18 protein-coding genes are annotated in these 18,214 nt (G+C 64.8%); 7 read left to right on the top strand and 11 right to left on the bottom strand.

Annotated elements, in window-relative coordinates; all coding sequences use genetic code 11:
* Positions 1–139: 139 nt before the first annotated feature.
* Positions 140–2,929, bottom strand: a complete 2,790-nt coding sequence (locus tag P3W85_RS18465; protein WP_276265856.1) for an ATP-binding protein — start codon at positions 2,927–2,929, stop codon at positions 140–142.
* A 498-nt stretch (positions 2,930–3,427) separates the two neighbouring features.
* On the opposite strand from P3W85_RS18465, the gene P3W85_RS18460 reads away from it, so the two are divergent.
* The gene (locus P3W85_RS18460; protein WP_276265855.1) at positions 3,428–4,378 is read left to right on the top strand and encodes an AraC family transcriptional regulator; all 951 of its coding nucleotides are present in this window, start codon (positions 3,428–3,430) and stop codon (positions 4,376–4,378) included.
* 3 nt (positions 4,379–4,381) lie between these two features.
* The gene (locus P3W85_RS18455; RefSeq protein ID WP_276265854.1) at positions 4,382–4,741 is read left to right on the top strand and encodes a VOC family protein; all 360 of its coding nucleotides are present in this window, start codon (positions 4,382–4,384) and stop codon (positions 4,739–4,741) included.
* Between the two features lie 338 nt (positions 4,742–5,079).
* Here the strand turns inward: P3W85_RS18455 and P3W85_RS18450 are convergent, their stop codons facing one another.
* The 9 genes from P3W85_RS18450 to P3W85_RS18410 form a co-directional block, all read right to left on the bottom strand.
* On the bottom strand, positions 5,080–6,621 hold the full coding sequence (locus P3W85_RS18450; protein ID WP_276265853.1) for a mannitol dehydrogenase family protein: 1,542 nt from the start codon (positions 6,619–6,621) through the stop codon (positions 5,080–5,082).
* On the bottom strand, positions 6,609–7,820 hold the full coding sequence (manD, locus tag P3W85_RS18445; RefSeq protein ID WP_276265852.1) for a D-mannonate dehydratase ManD: 1,212 nt from the start codon (positions 7,818–7,820) through the stop codon (positions 6,609–6,611). Before manD ends, P3W85_RS18450 begins: the two co-directional genes overlap by 13 nt.
* Before the next feature lie 78 nt (positions 7,821–7,898).
* A complete protein-coding gene (locus P3W85_RS18440) occupies positions 7,899–8,675 on the bottom strand; it encodes an amino acid ABC transporter ATP-binding protein (RefSeq protein ID WP_430869567.1) in 777 nt (258 codons plus the stop codon).
* A gap of 35 nt (positions 8,676–8,710) precedes the next feature.
* Positions 8,711–9,370: an amino acid ABC transporter permease gene (locus P3W85_RS18435; RefSeq protein WP_276265850.1), complete on the bottom strand. Its 660-nt coding sequence runs from the start codon at positions 9,368–9,370 to the stop codon at positions 8,711–8,713.
* Positions 9,367–10,032 (bottom strand): amino acid ABC transporter permease, encoded by a 666-nt coding sequence (locus P3W85_RS18430; protein WP_017227600.1) that lies wholly within the window; start codon positions 10,030–10,032, stop codon positions 9,367–9,369. Before P3W85_RS18430 ends, P3W85_RS18435 begins: the two co-directional genes overlap by 4 nt.
* A gap of 31 nt (positions 10,033–10,063) precedes the next feature.
* Positions 10,064–11,101: an L-idonate 5-dehydrogenase gene (locus tag P3W85_RS18425; RefSeq protein WP_276265849.1), complete on the bottom strand. Its 1,038-nt coding sequence runs from the start codon at positions 11,099–11,101 to the stop codon at positions 10,064–10,066.
* A 10-nt stretch (positions 11,102–11,111) separates the two neighbouring features.
* Entirely contained in the window at positions 11,112–11,972 is an 861-nt protein-coding gene (locus P3W85_RS18420) for a transporter substrate-binding domain-containing protein (protein WP_430869565.1), read from the bottom strand.
* A 157-nt stretch (positions 11,973–12,129) separates the two neighbouring features.
* Entirely contained in the window at positions 12,130–12,984 is an 855-nt protein-coding gene (locus tag P3W85_RS18415) for a substrate-binding periplasmic protein (protein WP_017227598.1), read from the bottom strand.
* Between the two features lie 88 nt (positions 12,985–13,072).
* Entirely contained in the window at positions 13,073–13,801 is a 729-nt protein-coding gene (locus tag P3W85_RS18410) for a FadR/GntR family transcriptional regulator (RefSeq protein ID WP_035812628.1), read from the bottom strand.
* 95 nt (positions 13,802–13,896) lie between these two features.
* On the opposite strand from P3W85_RS18410, the gene P3W85_RS18405 reads away from it, so the two are divergent.
* Positions 13,897–14,334 (top strand): hypothetical protein, encoded by a 438-nt coding sequence (locus P3W85_RS18405; protein WP_276265848.1) that lies wholly within the window; start codon positions 13,897–13,899, stop codon positions 14,332–14,334.
* 31 nt (positions 14,335–14,365) lie between these two features.
* Here P3W85_RS18405 and P3W85_RS18400 read toward each other — a convergent pair whose 3' ends face one another.
* The gene (locus P3W85_RS18400) at positions 14,366–14,863 is read right to left on the bottom strand and encodes a hypothetical protein (protein ID WP_276265847.1); all 498 of its coding nucleotides are present in this window, start codon (positions 14,861–14,863) and stop codon (positions 14,366–14,368) included.
* A 593-nt stretch (positions 14,864–15,456) separates the two neighbouring features.
* On the opposite strand from P3W85_RS18400, the gene P3W85_RS18395 reads away from it, so the two are divergent.
* From P3W85_RS18395 to P3W85_RS18380, 4 genes are all read left to right on the top strand, one after another.
* A complete protein-coding gene (locus P3W85_RS18395; RefSeq protein WP_017227595.1) occupies positions 15,457–16,296 on the top strand; it encodes a tetratricopeptide repeat protein in 840 nt (279 codons plus the stop codon).
* A 48-nt stretch (positions 16,297–16,344) separates the two neighbouring features.
* Positions 16,345–16,566, top strand: a complete 222-nt coding sequence (locus P3W85_RS18390; protein ID WP_276265846.1) for a hypothetical protein — start codon at positions 16,345–16,347, stop codon at positions 16,564–16,566.
* Between the two features lie 113 nt (positions 16,567–16,679).
* Positions 16,680–17,333, top strand: coding sequence for a hypothetical protein (locus P3W85_RS18385; protein ID WP_276265845.1), 654 nt, complete (start codon positions 16,680–16,682; stop codon positions 17,331–17,333).
* A 143-nt stretch (positions 17,334–17,476) separates the two neighbouring features.
* A complete protein-coding gene (locus P3W85_RS18380) occupies positions 17,477–18,214 on the top strand; it encodes a hypothetical protein (RefSeq protein WP_276265844.1) in 738 nt (245 codons plus the stop codon).

Genomic DNA, 18,214 nt, shown 5'->3' with positions numbered 1-18,214 from the left:
AAACGTCTATAAAAATACGTATTTTTCAGTAATTTCCCAATCAATGCGGAAATTTCCGAATCAGGCCCGCCGCGTTATATTCAGGATGTGTTTTTTTGCGCCGCGCGCTCAGGTGGAGGGCAACGCAGGCGGTTCCACTTCAACGCAACGCCAGGGCGCGCAGTATCGCCTGTTTGAGATCGCCGACGGAAGCGGGCTTGCTCAGGAAGACATCGATGCCTGCGGCGCGGCTCTGGTTCTCCTCTTCCGTCAACGTCGAGGCGGAAATGGCGATGATCGCCATATGCTTCCCGTTCTCCGTGGCACGCACCCTCCTGGCGAGGGCGAAGCCGTCCAGCCGGGGCATGTAGAGATCGGTGACCAGCAGGGTGGCCGGTTCGGCCTGCAGTGCCTCCCATGCGGCTTCGCCATCCTCGCAGATGACGACATTGTCGTAGCCGAGGTCTCGCAGTTGGATCTTCAGGAGCATTTGAATCACGCGATGATCCTCGGCCACGACGACGCGAGTGGTCCGCGCGGCCAGTGGGGCCAGCCCGGCGGATTGTGCTGGCGGTGTTCGGCCGCCACTGTCGTCATGGCTGCGCAGCATGGCGTGCTGGCACGCGGCGACGAATGCGCGCCACGCGATGGGGTTGTTGTACAGGATGACGGGGCCGGCGACGTCCGCCGTGCCGGCGTTGTCCCCTTCGCTTTTCCGGCTTGCCAGCAGGATGTCACCGGGGCGAAGCGCATTGGCAACGGTAGCCGGCAGGACACGCAGTGGCGGTGCATGTTCGATGTCTTTGCTGGCCGGCGCGACCGGGTGCAAGCCGGCGGCCCTGGCGTAGTGCTCGAGCGCCAGCGTTGCAGCGGGCTCGTCGATAGCGATCTCCATCGTCCGCCCGGCCAGTTGGGGAAAGGCGTAGTGCTCGATGTCGATCTTCAGGGCGAGCCGCAAGGTCACCGAGGTGCCGCTGCCCTCAGTGCTGACGATCCCGATCTCGCCGCCCATCAGCCCAGCCAGCTGTCGGCAGATGGTCAGGCCAAGGCCAGTGCCGCCGAAGCGTCGGGTCATATGTCCGTCCACCTGCGCAAAGGGTTCGAACAGGATGCGCAGCGCATCGGATGGAATGCCGATGCCGGTGTCGCTGACGACGACCTCGATGGTCTCGCTGCCTTGCCGGCGCATCAGTTGCCGCGCGGTCACGGCGATGTTTCCTTGCGTCGTGAACTTGATGGCGTTGGAGATCAGGTTGAACAATATCTGGCGCAGGCGGATCGCGTCGGCAAGATGGCGCGCCGCGATGCCCGACTCGACGCAGATGCTCAGGCCCAGGTTCTTCTCGTGCGCGTTGCCCGATAGCAGCAGGACCGTGTCCTCTATCAGTTCGCGCAGATCGGCACCGGTTTCGATGAGTTTCATCTTCCCGGCGCCAATCTTGCTATAGTCCAGGATATCGTTGAGGATCTGCAGCAGCGTCTCGCCGGAGCTGTTGGCCACCTGGGCCAGGTGGCGCTGATGGCTGTCCAGGTCGCTATGGAGCAGCATCTCCAGCAGCCCCAGCATGCCGTGCATCGGCGTGCGGATCTCATGGCTCATCATCGCCAGGAAGCGATCCTTGGCCAGGAGCGCGGCCTCGGCGGCATCGCGCGCCTGCATGAGCGCCTCGCCCTGCGCGCGTTCTTGCGCAGCGGCTTCCTGTAGCTGCGTGATCAGCAGGCTGCGGTCTGCCTCGAGTTCTCCCTTTGCGATGGCGGCATGCCGCAGTACCTGCACGGAATGCAGCAGGGCACCTATCTGCGTTGCGCGTCGGGCGGACGGCAACGAAACCGCATGGTCACCCTTGGCGATGCGGCGGATGGCGTCGGTGGCCAGCGACAGTGGCCGGATCACGCGGATGGCGAACAGGACGATGATCAAGGTAAGTGCCAGCAGCGCGACACCAACCACAACGCATATGACGCTCAGCCGCTGGCGCGCGGAGATTTCCTGTGTTTGGATGAGCTGGCTTGCAGTGGAGACCTCCGCGTCGCGCACGCGGAGGATTGCGCGCATGGTTGGGACATAGCGCTCGGCAAAGTCCGAAGTTGAAGGGTGGCGTCCGTCACGCTGCGGCATGGATGCGATGGTCTCGAGATAGGCGATGCCCTCGGTAAAGTAGCTCGATGCCATCTCCCGGGTGGCCGGCAACGATTCGCTGTGCGGGGTATCGTCGCGGCTGGTGCGGCCGTGGATCAGCTGCCCCAGGGCGTGGATCCTGCCAATCACGATCCAGAGTTCACGGTGTTCGTCGGCGGAGAGCGCGCGATGCGCGGTCAGTGCCGGGGTGAGCACCGAGCCTGCCCGGCCGGCCTGCTCGCGCAACTCGGCGCTCAGCCGGGCGGTGCCGACGTGTTCCGCGGTCAGCGGCTGGGCGCGGATCAGGTCGAACATGATGGCGTCGGAGACTTGCGTGATGTCGGCGACCACCGCGAACATCGTGTTGAGCGCTGCGCGCAGTGCATGACTGGCACGATCGCCACGCGGGGATCGCGCCAGGGCATCGATAATTGCACGGGCCTCGCGCAGTTTATCGCGGGCGGCAAGCAGCTGCGCGAGCGCATCGTCCAGGCGCTGGGGGCTGGCCGCGCAATGCGCTTCGGCACAAACGGTGAGCTGGGCAATGGCGGCATGCATTGCGCTGTCGGTGTCCGTCCGGGCGCTGTCAAGTGATTCCCGCCTGCCGGCGGGAATCGGTACATCGCTACCCAGCACGGCGTTCGATGGTCCGCGCTCGGCCGAGGCTTTTTCGGCTGCCACCAGCACATCGCGGAACAGGTCGAGCACCGGCGCGGACTGGCGCGCCTCTGCGTACGTTTGCCATTCCAGCCGCAGCAAATAGCATGCGAGGCCCACCGTGGTGGCGAGGATGAAAGCGGCGACAAGGCGGAAACGTCGATCAATGCGCATTGCGTGGTCTATCTTGCGGTGGTGAGCCCGCCTTGGCGGGGGGGGCCATTGCGGCTACTGGCGGCGCATCGTCACTGTGGGAGGAGAGGCGCCTTGATCTGTCCGAGGGGCAATGCGCACGTTGATCCGCCAGGGAAGCATGCAGACATACCGATGGATCTGCGCATTGTCTTTGGGATGACGGTCCGCCGTCAAACGGGTTGGCACCGGGATGCCGGGTGCCGCGGTGCCCGGTGCGGAGAAGGCGGGGTACCGTAAAGGCGACGGCTTTGGACTCTATCTGGAAGACTCCCGCTGATCATTGGGAATTTTCTCAAAACATGCGGGAAAAATGCTTACGGAACAGGGGGGGGCGCCGATATCGGTGCCGGTCTGCTGCCGCAGGGCGGCGAGAGGGCGGTCTTTGCCGAGAGTCACGTTCGCTGAGAGGGGGAGTTACGGCCCATGATCCGGTCTATGCAATGATGACGCCTTGGCTAATCCGTCCGCCGGAAACACATGCTCGATAGATCCGAGGCCCATTGGCGCTATTTTCCTGGCCCCCGTTCGCTCGGGCAGGCGGGTGGGAGTTATGCCCTCTGCGGTTTTGAAGAAGCGCTGCCGCGCCCCATTCAACGTTTGGAGCCCGCATCACCAAGCATCAAGCTGATCATCGGTTTCGGTGCCGCGTACCGGGTGACACCGTTGCCCGAGGCTTCGCAGTCTCACCGTTCATTCGTCGTCGGCATGGGCGGCGGCCCAGTGGTGTCCGAACAGGCGCCGACGCATTCGTGCATCGAAGTCGAGTTGCCGCCTTGGGCGGCCTTCCGCCTGTTCGACGGTGCGTCCGATGTGCTTTCATCCAGGCTGGTGGGGCTTGGCGATATCTGGGGTAGTCAGGCCGCCTTGCTGTCCGAGCAACTGCATCATGCCCCGGGCTGGGCGGCGCGTTTCCGGCTTATCGAGCAGGTATTGAAGGGACGTCTGCAGAGCGCCCGGCGAGAGGCGGGCGCGGAGATTCGATGGGCTTGGGGTGAATTGGCGCGCCATCATGGAAATATGCCCATTTCCGGTTTGCGGAAGATGATTGGATGGAGCGAACGGCATCTTTCCTCCCGATTCCAGTGCCAGCTTGGCATGACGCCAAAGCTGGCGGCGCGCCGTCTGAGGTTTAGCCAGATGCGCGGCATGCTGGACGCAGATGCGCAAGAAGGACTCACGGACCTTGCCTTGGCGTGCGGCTATGCGGATCAGAGCCACATGACCCGGGAATTCCGCGCTTTTGCAGGCTGCTCGCCGGCAGCCTACCGCCGGGAACATATTCCCGACGCGTTGGGCAAACCGGCATCGCTGCTCGGCGGTCCATGGAGCTACGACGCGGCTGTCGCCGCGGGGTGGTCACATTTCTTCAAGACAGGCGCATCCTTGGCGCCTGAAACTCGGAACCTCAATGACAAGCAGAAGGGGTAGGCCATGAGCGGTCGAGTTTCATACCTGGAGATCGGCGCGGGAAAAGCGCAGGCATCGCGGCAGTTTTTCGGAGATCTGTTCGGCTGGGCGTTCCAGTCAACGCAACAGCCAGGCGAAGGCTGGTTCGGCAACCACGAGATGAGGATCGGTTTGCATGGCGGTGACCCGACGCCCGGCATCCTCGTGTTTTTTGAGGTGTCCGATATGGCCACTGCCAGAGCGCGCGTGGTTGAGCTCGGGGGAACCGCAGATATGCCAAGCCCTGACGAACCGGGCTTTGGCATATTCTGCCTATGTACCGGGCCAGAAGGCATTCGCTTTGGCTTGCACCAATCGTCAACGGAACGCGGTGATCGATCCTGACGTGACGCGCGAAAGGAGGCGAGTAGGGTGATCCGGCTTTGTCTTTGGTCTTGGTAATCATCGGCAGAGCGGATCGGGCCGGCACTTGGCCCTTTGGCCCTTTCATCGGAGTCATATCCGGCGCGCCGGGATCAGGGCGGGTCCAACGCTGAAGACGTGATCGCTGAATCCGGCAGGGTGGACCGGATTGACGGGGCGCGGGCTACGAACTGTCGGCATGAAGGCCGTTGTGTATAGGCGTGTGCCCTACGCCGGGTCCACCCAGCGGCCTTGCTCCTCGCGTATCTCTTCGGCCGCCATGGCTATCTCGCTGCGCAGCCAGGCATGCGAATCAGGCCTCAGCCGGCGGCAGCCAGCGCCCCCGCCACGCCCAGGCTGCGCAGCGATTGCATGGCCCCGGCCACGGCCTGCACAAATCGCGGATCCTGGCCCAGATCGCCAAACACCGGCCGCAGGCCGGTCAGCGCGGCAACCCAAGCGCGCGTCCCCTCCAGCCCCTGGCCGACGCGCCGCGCCGCCTGTTCCGCCTGGGCATACCGGCACGCCAGGGTCTCGGCCATCGGGTCCTGGATGTCGTAGCGGCGTCCGGCCTCATTCTTGCCGCGAAGGAAATGCAGCCAGCCGGCAACCGCCAGCGCCAGCCCGGGGATCGGCTGCCCCGCAGCCAGCCGCGCGCGCACCGTGTCCAGCAGGCGCTGCGGCATTTTTTGGGAACCATCCATCGCGATCTGCTGCGTCTGATGCTTGAGCGCGGGATTGGCATAGCGCCGCAACAGGCGCCGCTGGTACTGCGCCAGATCCAGGCCTGGCAACGGCGGCAGGGTCGGCACGATTTCGACGCGCATCAACCTGTCGAGGTAGGCGAGCAGGGCGGGTTGCGCAACCGCCTGGTCCACGGTGGACCAGCCCGCCATGACCGACAGATAGGCCAGGGCCGAATGCGTCCCGTTGACCATGCGCAGCTTCAGGGTTTCGAAGGGTGCGGCCTCGGCCACAAAGCGGGCGCCGCCGGCGCTCCAGTCCGGACGCCCGGCGGCGAATCGGTCTTCAACCACCCATTCCAGATAGGGCTCGCCCAGCACCGGCCATGCGTCGTGGGCGCCAAGGGCCTGCGCAAGCGCGCGCCGATCCTCGTCGGTGGTGCGCGGCACGATGCGATCCACCATCGACGACGGAAAGGCGCAGGTGGCGGCGATCCACTGCGCCAGTGCCGGATCGACACGCTCGGCGAAGTCCAGCACCATGCCCTGCAGCAGATGGCCGTTGCTGGGCAGGTTATCCAGCGACATCAGGGTCAGCGGCCTCAGCCCGTCCGCGTGCCGGCGTTGCAGGCCGCGCACCAGGAAGCCGATGGTGCTGCGTGGCGCGCAGGGCTGCGCGAGGTCATGCTCGATATCGGGGTGCTCGATATTGAGCCGGCCGCTGGCCGGGTCGTGGCAATAGCCCTTCTCGGTCACGGTGACGCTGATGATCCGCGTGTCCGCGCCGGCAATGCGCGCCAGCACCGCCTGCGGGTCCTCCGGTGCCACCAGGGATTCCAGGAGGCTGCCGATCACCGCGGCCTGTTGTACGAGGCCTCCCTGCGCGTCGGCGCCGCGTAGCGCCAGGGTATAAAGGCCATCCTGCGGCACCAGGGCGTTGCGGGTATCGGCCTGTCGCAGCGAAACGCCACAGATGCCCCAGCGCAGGTCGCCGCTGGCATGCAACGCTGCCTCGTTGACGGCCGCCAGATGGGCCCGCGCAAACGCGCCCAGGCCCAGGTGCACGATGCCGACGCGCAGCGCGGCGCGGTCATAGGCCGGACGCGCCACGCCCGCGGGCAGACTGTCCAGCACGGCGGGACGCAGGCGCCGCGCCGCGGGTGGCGTTACCAGTTCCATAGCGTGCCGTCCTGCTGCAGGCGGTTCACGGGCAGATAGGCCCGCTTGTAGGGGTACCTGGCCGCCAGCTTCTCATCAATGTCGACCCCGTGGCCGGGCACGTCGCCGGGGTACAGCATGCCCTGGTTGAAGGTATAGGCATGCGGGAAGACCGCGTCTGTTTCTTCGGTATGGCGCATATACTCCTGGATGCCGAAATTGGGCACCCACAGGTCAAAATGCAACGCCGCGCCCATGCAGACCGGCGACAGATCGGTGGCCCCGTGGCAGCCCGTGCGCACCTGGTAGAGCGACGCCAGATCGGCGATGCGGCGCAAGTGCGTAATGCCGCCGGCATGCACCACGGTCGCCCGGATGTAGTCGATCAATTGGTTCTCGATCAGCGCCTTGGCGTCCCAGATCGAATTGAAGATCTCGCCCACGGCCAGCGGCGTGGTGGTGTGCTGGCGGATCATCCGGAACGCATCCTGGTTCTCGGCCGGTGTGGCATCCTCCATCCAGAACAGGTTGTAGGGTTCCAGGGACTTGCCGAGCCGGCCTGCCTCGATGGGCGTCAGGCGGTGGTGCACGTCGTGCAGCAGGTGATGCTCGAAGCCGAGCTTCTCGCGGATGCGCTCGAATAGCTTGGGCGCGTGACGCAGGTACTTCTCGGTGGACCAGTCGTGTTCGCTGGGCAGGTCGCTGTCGGCCGGCTCATAGAACAGGTTGCCGCGGCCCACGCCATAGACCTTGTCCAGGCCCGGCACGCCGCTTTGCGCGCGTATGGCGCGATAGCCCATCTCGGCATAACGCAGCACCTCGTCCACCGTGTGCTCGATATCGGAGCCATTGGCATGGCCGTAGACCATCACGCCGCTGCGGCTCTTGCCGCCCAGCAATTGGTAGAGCGGCATGCCGGCCGCCTTGGCCTTCAGGTCCCACAGCGCCGTATCCACGGCGGCGATGGCGGTCATCGTGACCGGGCCGCGGCGCCAGTACGCACCCTTATACAGGTATTGCCAGATGTCTTCGATCTGGTGCGCGTCGCGCCCGATCAAGCACGGAATCACATGCTCGGTCAGGTAGGCGGCCACCGCCAGTTCGCGCCCGTTGAGGGTCGCGTCACCGATGCCCGTCAGGCCCTGGTCGGTTTCGATTTTCAGGGTCACGAAGTTGCGGCCCGGCGAACAAACAATGACGCGCGCGTTTGTAATTTTCATGAGGGGATTCCGAGTAAGGTATTGAGCAGGCCCGCCTGCACCGGCGGGCGGTTTCGGTTGGCCCAGGGTCCGCTCGCACTAGCCCGCCCAGCCCAGGTGGCTGAGGAAATCGCCAGTGCGGGCGACCTGCGGGTGATCGAAGATCTGGGACGGCGGGCCCTGCTCCAGGATGGCGCCGTTCTCGAACACCACCACCCAATTGGCCACCCGCCGCGCGAAACTCATTTCGTGCGTCACGACGATCATTGTCATGCCCTCCTGCGCCAGCTTCTTCATCACGTTGAGCACCTCGCCCACGGTTTCCGGGTCCAGTGCCGACGTCGGTTCGTCAAACAACATCACCTCGGGCTCCATCGCCAGCGCCCGTGCGATCGCTACCCGTTGTTGCTGCCCGCCGGAAAGATTGGCGGGGAAGTTGCCGGCCTTGTTGGCCAGCCCGACCTTCTCCAGCAAGGCCATGGCGCGGGCGCGCGCCGCCTCCGGCGCCATGCCCAGCACCGTGACCGGCCCCATCGCCACGTTGTCCAGGGCAGACTTGTGCGGGAACAGCTCGAAACTCTGGAACACCATGCCCATGCGCTGGCGTACCTTTCGGGCTTCGGCTTCGGATTCCGGCAGCGCCACGCTGTCCAGCAGCACGCGGCCGCCATCGAGTTTCTCCAGTGCGTTGGTGCAGCGCAAGAGCGTGGATTTGCCGGAGCCCGACGGGCCGATCAGGCACATCACCTCTCCCTTGTTGACCTGCAGCGACACATTGTTGAGCGCCACAAAGTCGCCGTACGTCTTGCGCACGTGCTCATACACCAGCACTGGCGGCAGGGCGGCACCCTTGCGCGCGGCCGCGGCGGTCTGCATGGCGGTGGCCCGCTCCGGGTCCAAGATCATGTCGTTCATTCCTTCACTCCGTATTTCCGGTGGATCCAGTCGACCAGCTTGGCCTGGGGATAGCCCATCAGCCAATAGATCACCGCCATCGCGGTCAGCATCTCCAGCACGCGGAAGCTCTGGGCGCGTACCTGCATCGAGGCATAGGCCAATTCACTCACGGCGATGACCGACACCAGCGACGTATCCTTGAACAGCGAGATCCAGGTGCTGGCCAGCACCGGCAGGATCCTCCGTCCCGCCTGCGGGATCAGCACCTTGAACATGGCCTGCCTGCGCGACATGCCGATGGCCAGCGCGGCCTCCATCTGGCCCTTGCGGATCGAATTGATGCCCGCGCGGAAGGTCTCGGAGTTATACGCCGACACGTTCAGCACAAGCGCCACCAGCGCGGTCGTCAGCGCCGAGAATTGCACGTCGAGCGCCATGGGCATCACGTAGAACGCCCAGTAGATCACCAGGATCAGCGGCAGGTTGCGGAAGAACTCCACGACGGCCACCGCGATGCCATTGAGCACCCGGCTCGACGACAGGCGCATCAGCGCCAGCATGATGCCGCCCGGCACCGCCAGCGCCATGGTCACCACCGTCAGCATGATGGTCATGGCAGCGCCTTCCATCAGGACCTGGCGCGAGTTCCATATGATTCCCCAGTCCAGGTTCATGAGCGCCCCAGATGTGCATAGCGTTGGTACAGCCGGTCTACGCCGCGCGTGACCGGAAACAGGATCGCGAAGTAAGCCACGATGACAGCCGTGTACACCTCGATGGGCCGGTAGCTCTGGCCTGCGATGGTCTCTGCCTTGTGCATCAGTTCGGGCACTGCGATCACGGTGGCGATCGCCGTGTCCTTGATGGCAACGGTCAACACCGACCCAAAGGCGGGCAACATGCGGATGGTGGCTTGCGGCAGGATGATCTTGCGCAGCGCCTGGGCCCGCGACATGCCCAGCGCCAGGCCCGCGCGCATCTGGCCAGGCCGCACCGACTCGATGCCGGCGCGGATCACCTCGGCGGAATAGGCGGCGATGTGCAGCGTCAGTGCTACCAGCGCCGCCCAGAACGGTGCGAAGGTCACGCCCGCCAGTAGCGGGAAGGCGAAGTAGATCCACACCAGGACCACCAGCACGGGAATGGCGCGCATGCTGTCGATGTAGAACACCAGCAGCACGCGCAGCCAGCGCGGCCCGTACAGGCGCAGGAGCGCAATCGCCAGCCCAAGCAGAATGCTGGCGAGGGCGGTCACGGCGCTGAGCGCCACCGTGACGCCCAGGCCGCCGGCAAAGAATCGCCAATTCTCGACAATGGGGGAGAAATCAAAATCCATGGGGTCTCCGTGGTATCAAGGCCGCGCCCGCTCAGAACATCACCATCACTTTCATGGCCTGGCTGCGGTCCGCGGCCAGCGCGAAGGCGTCGTGCACCTGGCGCACCGGCACGGCCGCCGTCAGCAGTGGTGACACGTCGACCAGCCCACGGCTCAGGTAGTCCACCGCCCAGGCGTACTCATCGACAAAGCGGAAGCTGCCGATGCATGACAGGCTCTTCACCATGATCTGGTTGAAGGGGCATTGCTCGCTGCTGCCGCTCAGGGTGCCGACCGTGACGATGGTGCCGCGCGGACGCGCCGCGCGGATGCAGCTGGCCAGACCGGCGTAGTTGCCGGAAACCTCGAAGCACACGTCGACGATACCCTTGCCCGCGGCCAGCTCGTCCAGTGCCGCGGGGTCGGTGGCGGCATTGATGGTGCGCGTCGCGCCCAACCGGGCGCAGGTGGCCAGGGTCTGGTCAACGATATCCACCACGACTACGTGGCTGGCGCCCGCCAGCCGTGCCGCCATCAGGATCAGCGCGCCGATCGGCCCCGCGCCCACCACCATGGCGGTCTTGCCCAGCAATGCCCCCGCGCTGCGCACGGCGTGCAGGGCAACCGCCAGCGGCTCGCCAAAGGCGGCCAGCTCGAATGACAGGCTGTCCGGTACGGGCAGGCATTGGCGTTCCTGCACCACCACCTGCTCGCGCATCGCGCCCTGCATATGCGGATAGCGGCTGGCGCTGCCGAAGAAGTGCACTGCCTCGCAGTGGTTGGACGCCCCCTGGCGGCAGTAGCGGCACACCCCGCACGTGCGCGCGGGATCCAGCGCCACGCGGTCGCCGGGCTTGACGGCGGTGACCGCCGCGCCCACCTCGAGCACCTGGCCGGATGCCTCGTGTCCCGGCGTCAGTGGTTCGCGGATGACGAAGTCGCCCACCTTGCCGTGACGGTAGTAATGCAGGTCGGACCCGCAGATGCCCACGGCCTTGATGCCAACTCGGACCTGCGTGGGGCCCAGCGGCTCGGGCGCCTGTTCGACCAGGCGCAGGTCCTGGGCCCCATGAATTGCGCAATTCAGCATGGCGGTCGGCTCACTTCAGGGTATGGGTCATGCGGCGCTCTTCGGCCGCCAGTTCGGGGTGCATGCGCGCCTCCACCTTGCGCAGCCATTCCAGGTAGACGGGCTGCGCCTTGGCCACGCCCATGCCCGAGTCGATGGCGAAGATCTTGCTGTTCTGGCAATCGTTCTCCTTGGGGAACACGGCCAGGCCCTTGACCTTCTTGCTGATGTTGGGCCACAGCATGCGGTTCAGCGGCGCCACGTCCGAACGGCCCGCGAGCACTTCCTCGATGGGCGCGACCGAGCCGGAATTGGCGACGCCGCGCAGCTTGGCGTTGGGAAACTGCTGCAGCACCAGCGGCTCTTCCCCGGCGCCGGAAAAGTAGGCCATCGTGATGTCGGGCCGGTTGAAGTCTTCGACCTTGGTCGCACTGGTGAACTTGGGATTGGAAGCCAGCCCGAACATGCAGACGCTGGTGTTGGAGAACGTGACGAAATCAATGATCTTGGCGCGCTCGGCGTTCTGGTTCAGCGGCCCGATCATGATGTCCATCTGGTTGGCAATCAGCGCCGGCACCTTGGTCTCGTGGCTGACCTGCACCGGCACGATCTTCACGCCCAGCAGCCGCGCGAATTCCTTGCCCAGCATCCACGACGACCCCATCCACGGATCGCCCGAACCGCTGGTGTTCTGCACCAGCCACGGCGGGTTGTTGACCACCCCCACGCGCAGCACGCCGGCCTTGCGGATGGCGTCGATCCGCGGGCTTGCTCCCGGCTCTGGCGGCGTCTGAGCCTGGGCCGCGGTGGTGGTGGCCAGCAGCGTGGCGGCCGCCATGAGGCCAGCGGCGGCGTGGGCGGCGCTGCGGCGCAAGGGGGTATGGTGTTTCATGCTGTGTCTCCTTGGAATGACGGCGCCCGGCTTGCCTGCGGCCAGCGGTGGCACGCCGGGTAGGGGCGTGCCGGGCCATCGGCGCACGCCGGCCTGGACACGTCTTGTGCGTGAACGGGATAAAACGTTGGAAGACGGTGGGAAGCGACCGGGCGGCCTATTTGGTCTTTTGGATGATCCGCATCTCGTCGGCATCCAGCCTGGGCTTCATTGCCAGCGCCACCTGTCGCAGCCAGGCCAGGAATTCGGGTTGATTCTTGTCGATGGCGAGCCCCACGGGCGACGCCTTTTCCGTGCTCTGCTGGCAGTTCGCCTCGGCGGGAAACACGACCAGACCGCGCACCTTGTGGTTCAGCGCTACCCAAGGCACGCGGTTGATCGGCGCCACGTCGGCTCGCCTGGCCATGATCTCTTCGACCGGCGCGGTGGCGCCCGAGTTGGCGACGGCGCGCAGCGTGGCGTTGGGAAAGCGCTGCTTGACCCAGGCAGCTTCGGCCCCGCCGGTGAAATACGCCACCGTGATGCCTGGCCGGTTCAGCGCATCGACGGAGCCGATCTTGGCGAGCTTCTCGTTACCGGCGCGGCCGAACATGCAGACGCTGGTGGTCGAGTACAGCACGAAGTCCACCACCTTCAGGCGCTCGGGCGTCTCGGCCAGGGGGCTGATGGTCATGTCGACCTGGTTAGCCGCCAGTACGGGCACCTTGGTTTCGTGTGAGACCGGAACGGCCGTGAGCTTGACGCCCAGCAGGCCCGCATATTCCTTGGCCAGGAACCAGGCCGGGCCGCTCCAGGCTTCGCCCTTGCCGGACAGATCCTGGATCAGCCAGGGCGCGTTCTGCAGCACCCCGACGCGCAGTTCGCCTGTCTTGCGGATAGCGTCCACCCGCGGGCTTTGCCCCGGGGCGGGCGGCGCAGGCGCATCCTGCGCGCTGGCCAGCATCGATACCGCCAGCATTGCCGCCGCCGTCCAGCGGACCACTGTGCCGCCGCCCTCATTCTGGTTCCGCATTGTCTGTCTCCTCAATTCGAAATCCCTGATTCCGGGGCGCGGTATCTTCCGCGTTCGGCCGGGTGGGGGCTGCCTGCGGTACTGCGGATCAGCGCCAGCCTTGCGCGAATTCGCCGATCACACGTTCAAGGTGGCCGCGCATGGCTTGCTTTGCCGCGTCCGCATCGCCAGCGACCAGCGCGCTGAAAATGCGCTGATGGTCTTCCTGCGAAGCCTGGCGCAATTCCTGGGTATGGAAATGCTGCTCGATCTTCTCCCAGATCGGACCCCGGGCCTGGTCCCACAATGAGACCACGGTGGCCAGCAGCACGCTGTTTCCCGTGGACTGGGCAATGTCGAGATGGAAGCGGCGGTCTGCCTCTTCGTTGGCGGCCTTGTCCATCATCTGCTCGCGCATCGTCGTCAGCGCCTCGAAGATACGGTCGAGGTCCGCATCTTTGCGGGTAACGGCCGCCAGCGCCGCGATCTCAGACTCGATCAGGCAGCGCGCCCGCAACAGCTCGAACGGCCCTGTGCCGGCTTCCTGCGCCGGCGGCAGGCGGATGACGCCAGGCTTGGACTCGCATACGTAGATGCCCGAACCACCGCGCACTTCCACCACCCCCTGCAACTCCAGTGCGATGATGGCTTCGCGCAGCGAGGTCCGGCTGACATCGAAACGCTCAGCCAGCGCCCGCTCAGCGGGCAAGCGCTGGCCCGCCGTGAACTCGCCCTGTGCCACCAGGGCCTGGATCTGTGCTGCCAGCCGGACGTAGGCGCGATCAGCCGCGGGTTTGCTGGCAGGTTCTGCGAGTTTAGGTATCACGTGTAAATTCATGGCTGCCAAATTGGTTAGACCAAATTGTATTGGACTTACCAAATTTCTATATTGTGGTTTACCACCATGAGAATTGGTAAACCATTGATGTCCCTTTGCTGAACGGCGCTCGGCGCGTCTTGCCGATCCGGTTCGCCATCTCGATGAGGCTGATCGCGATGCGTTTGCCGAGGGCCGTGACGCCAGCAAAGGCAGCAGGCGGCCTGACCGGGCTCGCCGGCGGCGCAGACGTGCTCGACGTGCTGCTGGATAGCGTGAGCGGCGACGCCGCGCGGCACGCAGACGCCTTCGAGGACTACCTCTGCAAGATGATCGAGACCGGCGTCGTCAGGGATGCGGCGCTGGCAGTCCCGGAAGCAGACGCATTGGCGTTTTGGGCGATCCGCGATGCGCCGGCCGATATCGGAAGTTCATTCCGCATCATGCGGCCTATCCAGTTGGGCGCGAAGTTCCGTGGCAATCCTGTCTTCGCCAGGTCTTCCGCAAATGGGATATTTCCGAAGTTGCGCAAGAAAACGCCTGCGAGCGCTTGATGGACGTGAAGCGCGCGCGGATCGATGCCGATCAGCTTACATAATCATGATCGTTGCGCGACCCGCGCCAGCGTGGCACTGCCAGCCAAGCCCCAACTGCCGCCGCTAGCAACAGAGCCGGCACGACAAGGCGGGCATTCGGCAGTACGAAAGACGAAAAACGCTCATATAGGTTCCACGTCAGTCCGTAGTAGTCCGCGTAGAACATCAGGTTGACGCACAAGGCCAGCGCCGTGGCCAGCAATAGGTGAACCGCGCTGCAGGCGACCGACGGCGAATCACCGCGAAACCGGCGCAAGGCGAGCGCCGGCAATCCGGCCCCTGCACTCACCAGCAGCCAGGCCAAGCTGGCCATCAGGCAAAGATCGCCGAGAAAGCCCTTCCACCCATCCCCGGTGAATGCGTCCCGGACACCGGCTTCAAGGACCACACGGCCATGCACGGCGTACGGCACGGCTATGCCGATGGCTACTACAAAGAGATAACTGGCGGCGGCCCGCCACATCGGTCGCATAGCACGGTGCATCATGATTCGTTGATTTTACCGGAGAAGCCTCCGATGCCAAGCTGCGCCAGGGGTATCGGGCCATGCCCGAGGCAACACCGACCGTGTCGAGGCGCGCCCAGGGCCAGGTGGATGACGCGAATACAGTCAGGTATCACTTGCGCCTGCTCAATTATGTCGATGGTGGGCATGCGAGTTCGGTGGCGCTGTCGCCTGGCAATGGAAATAAGCAGCAGCGCATGCTGGCGACCAGTCCGCGTAAGTTCGGCAAAGTCAATACGCGGCTTCTACAGAATCCGGAAGGGAGTGCTTCGTTGCGAGGTGGCTCATGGCGTGTTACTGCGGCGCGGCGCCGGGCACCCTGCGATGCTGGACCAGGAAACGGGCAGCTGAATCTGCCTGATTCTCCTGCATCGTGAAAGTCCGGGGTTGGAACGACCCGCATCGCCCACAAGGCTTTTTGCCGGGGGGCGCTCATGCAGCGTAGAAGACGATTACCCGGGTGAGCGAATCGGACCCGTCGCCGCACGCGTCGAACGATCGGAGCGAGGGTGCGGTATCATATGTGATCGATACTGCCTGTCGTCCTACCGTCCGCTACGGGGACGGCCAACGACATGAATTCCAACGTCACACGCCGCGTCCTGACGCTCGGCCTCGCCACCATTTCCCTGGCCTCCGGCAGCGCCTGGGCCCACGAGGCCGACGACCTGTACGCGGCCATGGAAGGCGGCAAGTGCGAGCCCGCCGCCACCACGCTGCAGGCGCGCGCCAAGTCCGGCGTGGCCATGGCCCAGCGGCGGCTGGGCATGGCCTACTTCAATGGCGTTTGCGTCAAGGCGAACGAGAAGGCCGGTGCCGCCTGGATGCGCAAGGCCGCCGAACAGGGCGACATGGATGCGCGCAACGAGGTCGGCAGCCTCTATCTGGAAGGCAATGGCGTATCCAAGGATCCGAAGGAGGCGATGCGCTGGTTCCGGCTGGCCGCCGAGCAGGGCGATGCGCACGCGCAGTACAGCCTGGCGCAGATGTACTACTTCGCCGAAGGCGTGCCGAAGGACGATCGCGAGGCGGTCAAATGGGTGCGCAAAGCGGCGGTGCAGGGCCATGCGGGAGCGCAGGCCAGCCTGGGCGCCGCGCTGATCCACGGCGAAGGCATGGTGCTGCGCGACCGGCGCGAAGGCGCGGAGTGGCTGCGCAAGGCCGCCATGCAAGGCAACACCACCGGCCAGAACAACCTGGCGGGAGCCTACGAGAACGGCTGGGGTGTGCCGCGCAACATGGTGCTGGCCTACGCCTGGGTGCTGCTGTCGACCAGCGAGGCAAAGCCCGGGTCCGAGGGCATGACCCTGCGTGTCGAGATGGGAAACCTGCTCAACGGCAAGCAGCGCGCGGAATCCGAGCGCCTGGCGCGTGGCTGGAAGGTGGGACAGGATCTCACTACGGCGATGAAGTGAGTGTGGGGTGGGGTGGGCCGATATCGAGGATCTGGGCACGAGGCGATCGTGTCCATTTATTCGATCATGGGCGTGATCAACCGACTGGTCACGGCGATCTTTACGACCTTTAGCAAGCCCGCCAGGCGCCAGCGTTATGCCTTGCAGTTCAAGCAGGGGATCGTGGCGCTTATCCTGGCTCTCCGCATAGAAGATGAAAGCGGCAACGTGATCTCGCCGTACGGCGAGTTCGAATCAGAGGAGTGCAGGCAGTGCCACGCTTCCGCTTGACGCATACACGAGATCTCCCCCCAAAATCTATGAGGCCATTTCAACGTCTTCCGCTGCTCGCCGGCATTCTGTGGCTGGCTGCCTGCAGCCAGCCGCCTGCCCCCACCCCAAGCATGGCCGCGAGCGAACGACCTGGCCCGGGGAGAGCGCAGGGCGAAGCCAAGCGGTCGAACACGCGCAAGGTGGACTTCGAGCGCGCCAGCGCCGACACGCCCAGCGGCGTGGCCACCGTGTATTACCGCAACAACAGCGGCGGCCTGAGCTTAGGGTTCACGCGCCTGAGCCCGGCCGAGGGCGTGCAGATGACCATCCTCAGCGACCGTGGCGATGAGCTACCTGTGGATCCGGACTGCAACGACCGCTGGGAAATCTTCGGCAAGGCCGGTGAGCGCTACCAGATCGTGTTGCGCAATACGGGCCGCAGTGCCTACGAGGTGGTGTCCACCGTGGACGGCCGCGACGTGATCTCCGGTCGCCCGGGGAGCTATGCCAACCACGGCTATCTGATCTACCCGGGCGATACGCTGGTGATCAACGGTTTCCGCAAGAACGAGCGAGAAGTCACAGAATTTCGTTTTGCTTCGGTGGCCGACAGCTGCGCCGCCAGCTCCCGCCATGGCGATACTGCTAACGTTGGCGTGATCGGCGTGGCGCTGTTTGTCGAACGAGATGCGCTGGAGGCGGAGCGTCGCCGGAATGCCAATCCGTTGCCGACATCCAGGCAGCCACCTCCTACGGCAATCATTTCCACGTCCAGATGCTGCTAGTTGCCCGACGGCGCGCCACCACAGCCGGAGCGGGATGCTCAGGCAGCATGATGGCAGTTGTACCTGGAGATATGCTGCTGCAAGTATGTTTGGATGAACGCCATGAGTGAATTCATCAAGGCAACCGACGCCAAGGACTATCAATGAGTCCGGCCTGCCGCTCCTTGGCCGCATGGCTCCTTGCTTGCCTGCCCTTGCTTGCGCAGGCTACCCCGGTTCAATTCACTGACTATCGCGATTTTTATCAGTCGTTGGGCGGCAACTTGTTCATGGGTCCCGGGGCCGAACTGGCGATGCCCTGCGCGGAGTCGCCTCGGCATTGCATCTGGGTGACCTCCATGCGCCAGGCGTTGCGGCGCTATGACCAATCGCTGTGGACCTTGCCGGGTGGGTTGGCCATGAAGCCGCCGAAGGGGGTACCCGATATTGCCTTCGACGGCCACGCACTGACCGTCGGCAAGCAGCGTTGGCCGTTGCGCAGTGTGACCAATCTTGCCCCACCCGAATGGCGCGGCGGTGAGCCCATCGACCCGGAAAATCTGAGCCAGGTCACGGCATGGCGACAGGGCTCGTCGGTGTGTCTCGAAATGCGTTACAAAGGCAACGGCAAGAGCGGCCGCTACGCGGAAGTACTGGTATTGCACCGGCAGCGCCTCTACGCCTTGCCAGGGTTGTTTGCATCCTGTGCCGCCATTCGCAAGGTGCCGCAGAACCAGTTCAGCTATCCGGACAATGCCTACCTGGGTGCCGCGCTGGAAGACAATCCGACCGGGCTTCGGATGGATTACCTGTTGTCCGACGGCAAGACGCGGGTTGCCCGCTACCTGTTGCGCTTTCCGAACCCGGGCAATCCCTACGTATTCGAGTCCGAGCGCCGATAA

Source organism: Cupriavidus basilensis (genome assembly GCF_029335485.1).
GTDB lineage: Bacteria > Pseudomonadota > Gammaproteobacteria > Burkholderiales > Burkholderiaceae > Cupriavidus > Cupriavidus basilensis_E.
The sequence above is the reverse complement of the archived record's forward strand: the minus strand, read 5'-3'. Positions and strand labels throughout refer to the sequence as shown.

Coding starts and splice junctions, on each gene's coding strand:
- P3W85_RS18420 (WP_430869565.1), bottom strand. CDS start 11,972: ATGAAACACCATACCCCCTTGCGCCGCAGCGCCGCCCACGCCGCCGCT.
- P3W85_RS18385 (WP_276265845.1), top strand. CDS start 16,680: ATGGCCGCGAGCGAACGACCTGGCCCGGGGAGAGCGCAGGGCGAAGCC.
- P3W85_RS18415 (WP_017227598.1), bottom strand. CDS start 12,984: ATGCGGAACCAGAATGAGGGCGGCGGCACAGTGGTCCGCTGGACGGCG.
- manD (WP_276265852.1), bottom strand. CDS start 7,820: ATGAAAATTACAAACGCGCGCGTCATTGTTTGTTCGCCGGGCCGCAAC.
- P3W85_RS18465 (WP_276265856.1), bottom strand. CDS start 2,929: ATGCGCATTGATCGACGTTTCCGCCTTGTCGCCGCTTTCATCCTCGCC.
- P3W85_RS18400 (WP_276265847.1), bottom strand. CDS start 14,863: ATGATGCACCGTGCTATGCGACCGATGTGGCGGGCCGCCGCCAGTTAT.
- P3W85_RS18410 (WP_035812628.1), bottom strand. CDS start 13,801: ATGAATTTACACGTGATACCTAAACTCGCAGAACCTGCCAGCAAACCC.
- P3W85_RS18425 (WP_276265849.1), bottom strand. CDS start 11,101: ATGCTGAATTGCGCAATTCATGGGGCCCAGGACCTGCGCCTGGTCGAA.
- P3W85_RS18430 (WP_017227600.1), bottom strand. CDS start 10,032: ATGGATTTTGATTTCTCCCCCATTGTCGAGAATTGGCGATTCTTTGCC.
- P3W85_RS18435 (WP_276265850.1), bottom strand. CDS start 9,370: ATGAACCTGGACTGGGGAATCATATGGAACTCGCGCCAGGTCCTGATG.
- P3W85_RS18395 (WP_017227595.1), top strand. CDS start 15,457: ATGAATTCCAACGTCACACGCCGCGTCCTGACGCTCGGCCTCGCCACC.
- P3W85_RS18440 (WP_430869567.1), bottom strand. CDS start 8,675: ATGCAGACCGCCGCGGCCGCGCGCAAGGGTGCCGCCCTGCCGCCAGTG.
- P3W85_RS18450 (WP_276265853.1), bottom strand. CDS start 6,621: ATGGAACTGGTAACGCCACCCGCGGCGCGGCGCCTGCGTCCCGCCGTG.
- P3W85_RS18455 (WP_276265854.1), top strand. CDS start 4,382: ATGAGCGGTCGAGTTTCATACCTGGAGATCGGCGCGGGAAAAGCGCAG.
- P3W85_RS18460 (WP_276265855.1), top strand. CDS start 3,428: ATGCTCGATAGATCCGAGGCCCATTGGCGCTATTTTCCTGGCCCCCGT.
- P3W85_RS18380 (WP_276265844.1), top strand. CDS start 17,477: ATGAGTCCGGCCTGCCGCTCCTTGGCCGCATGGCTCCTTGCTTGCCTG.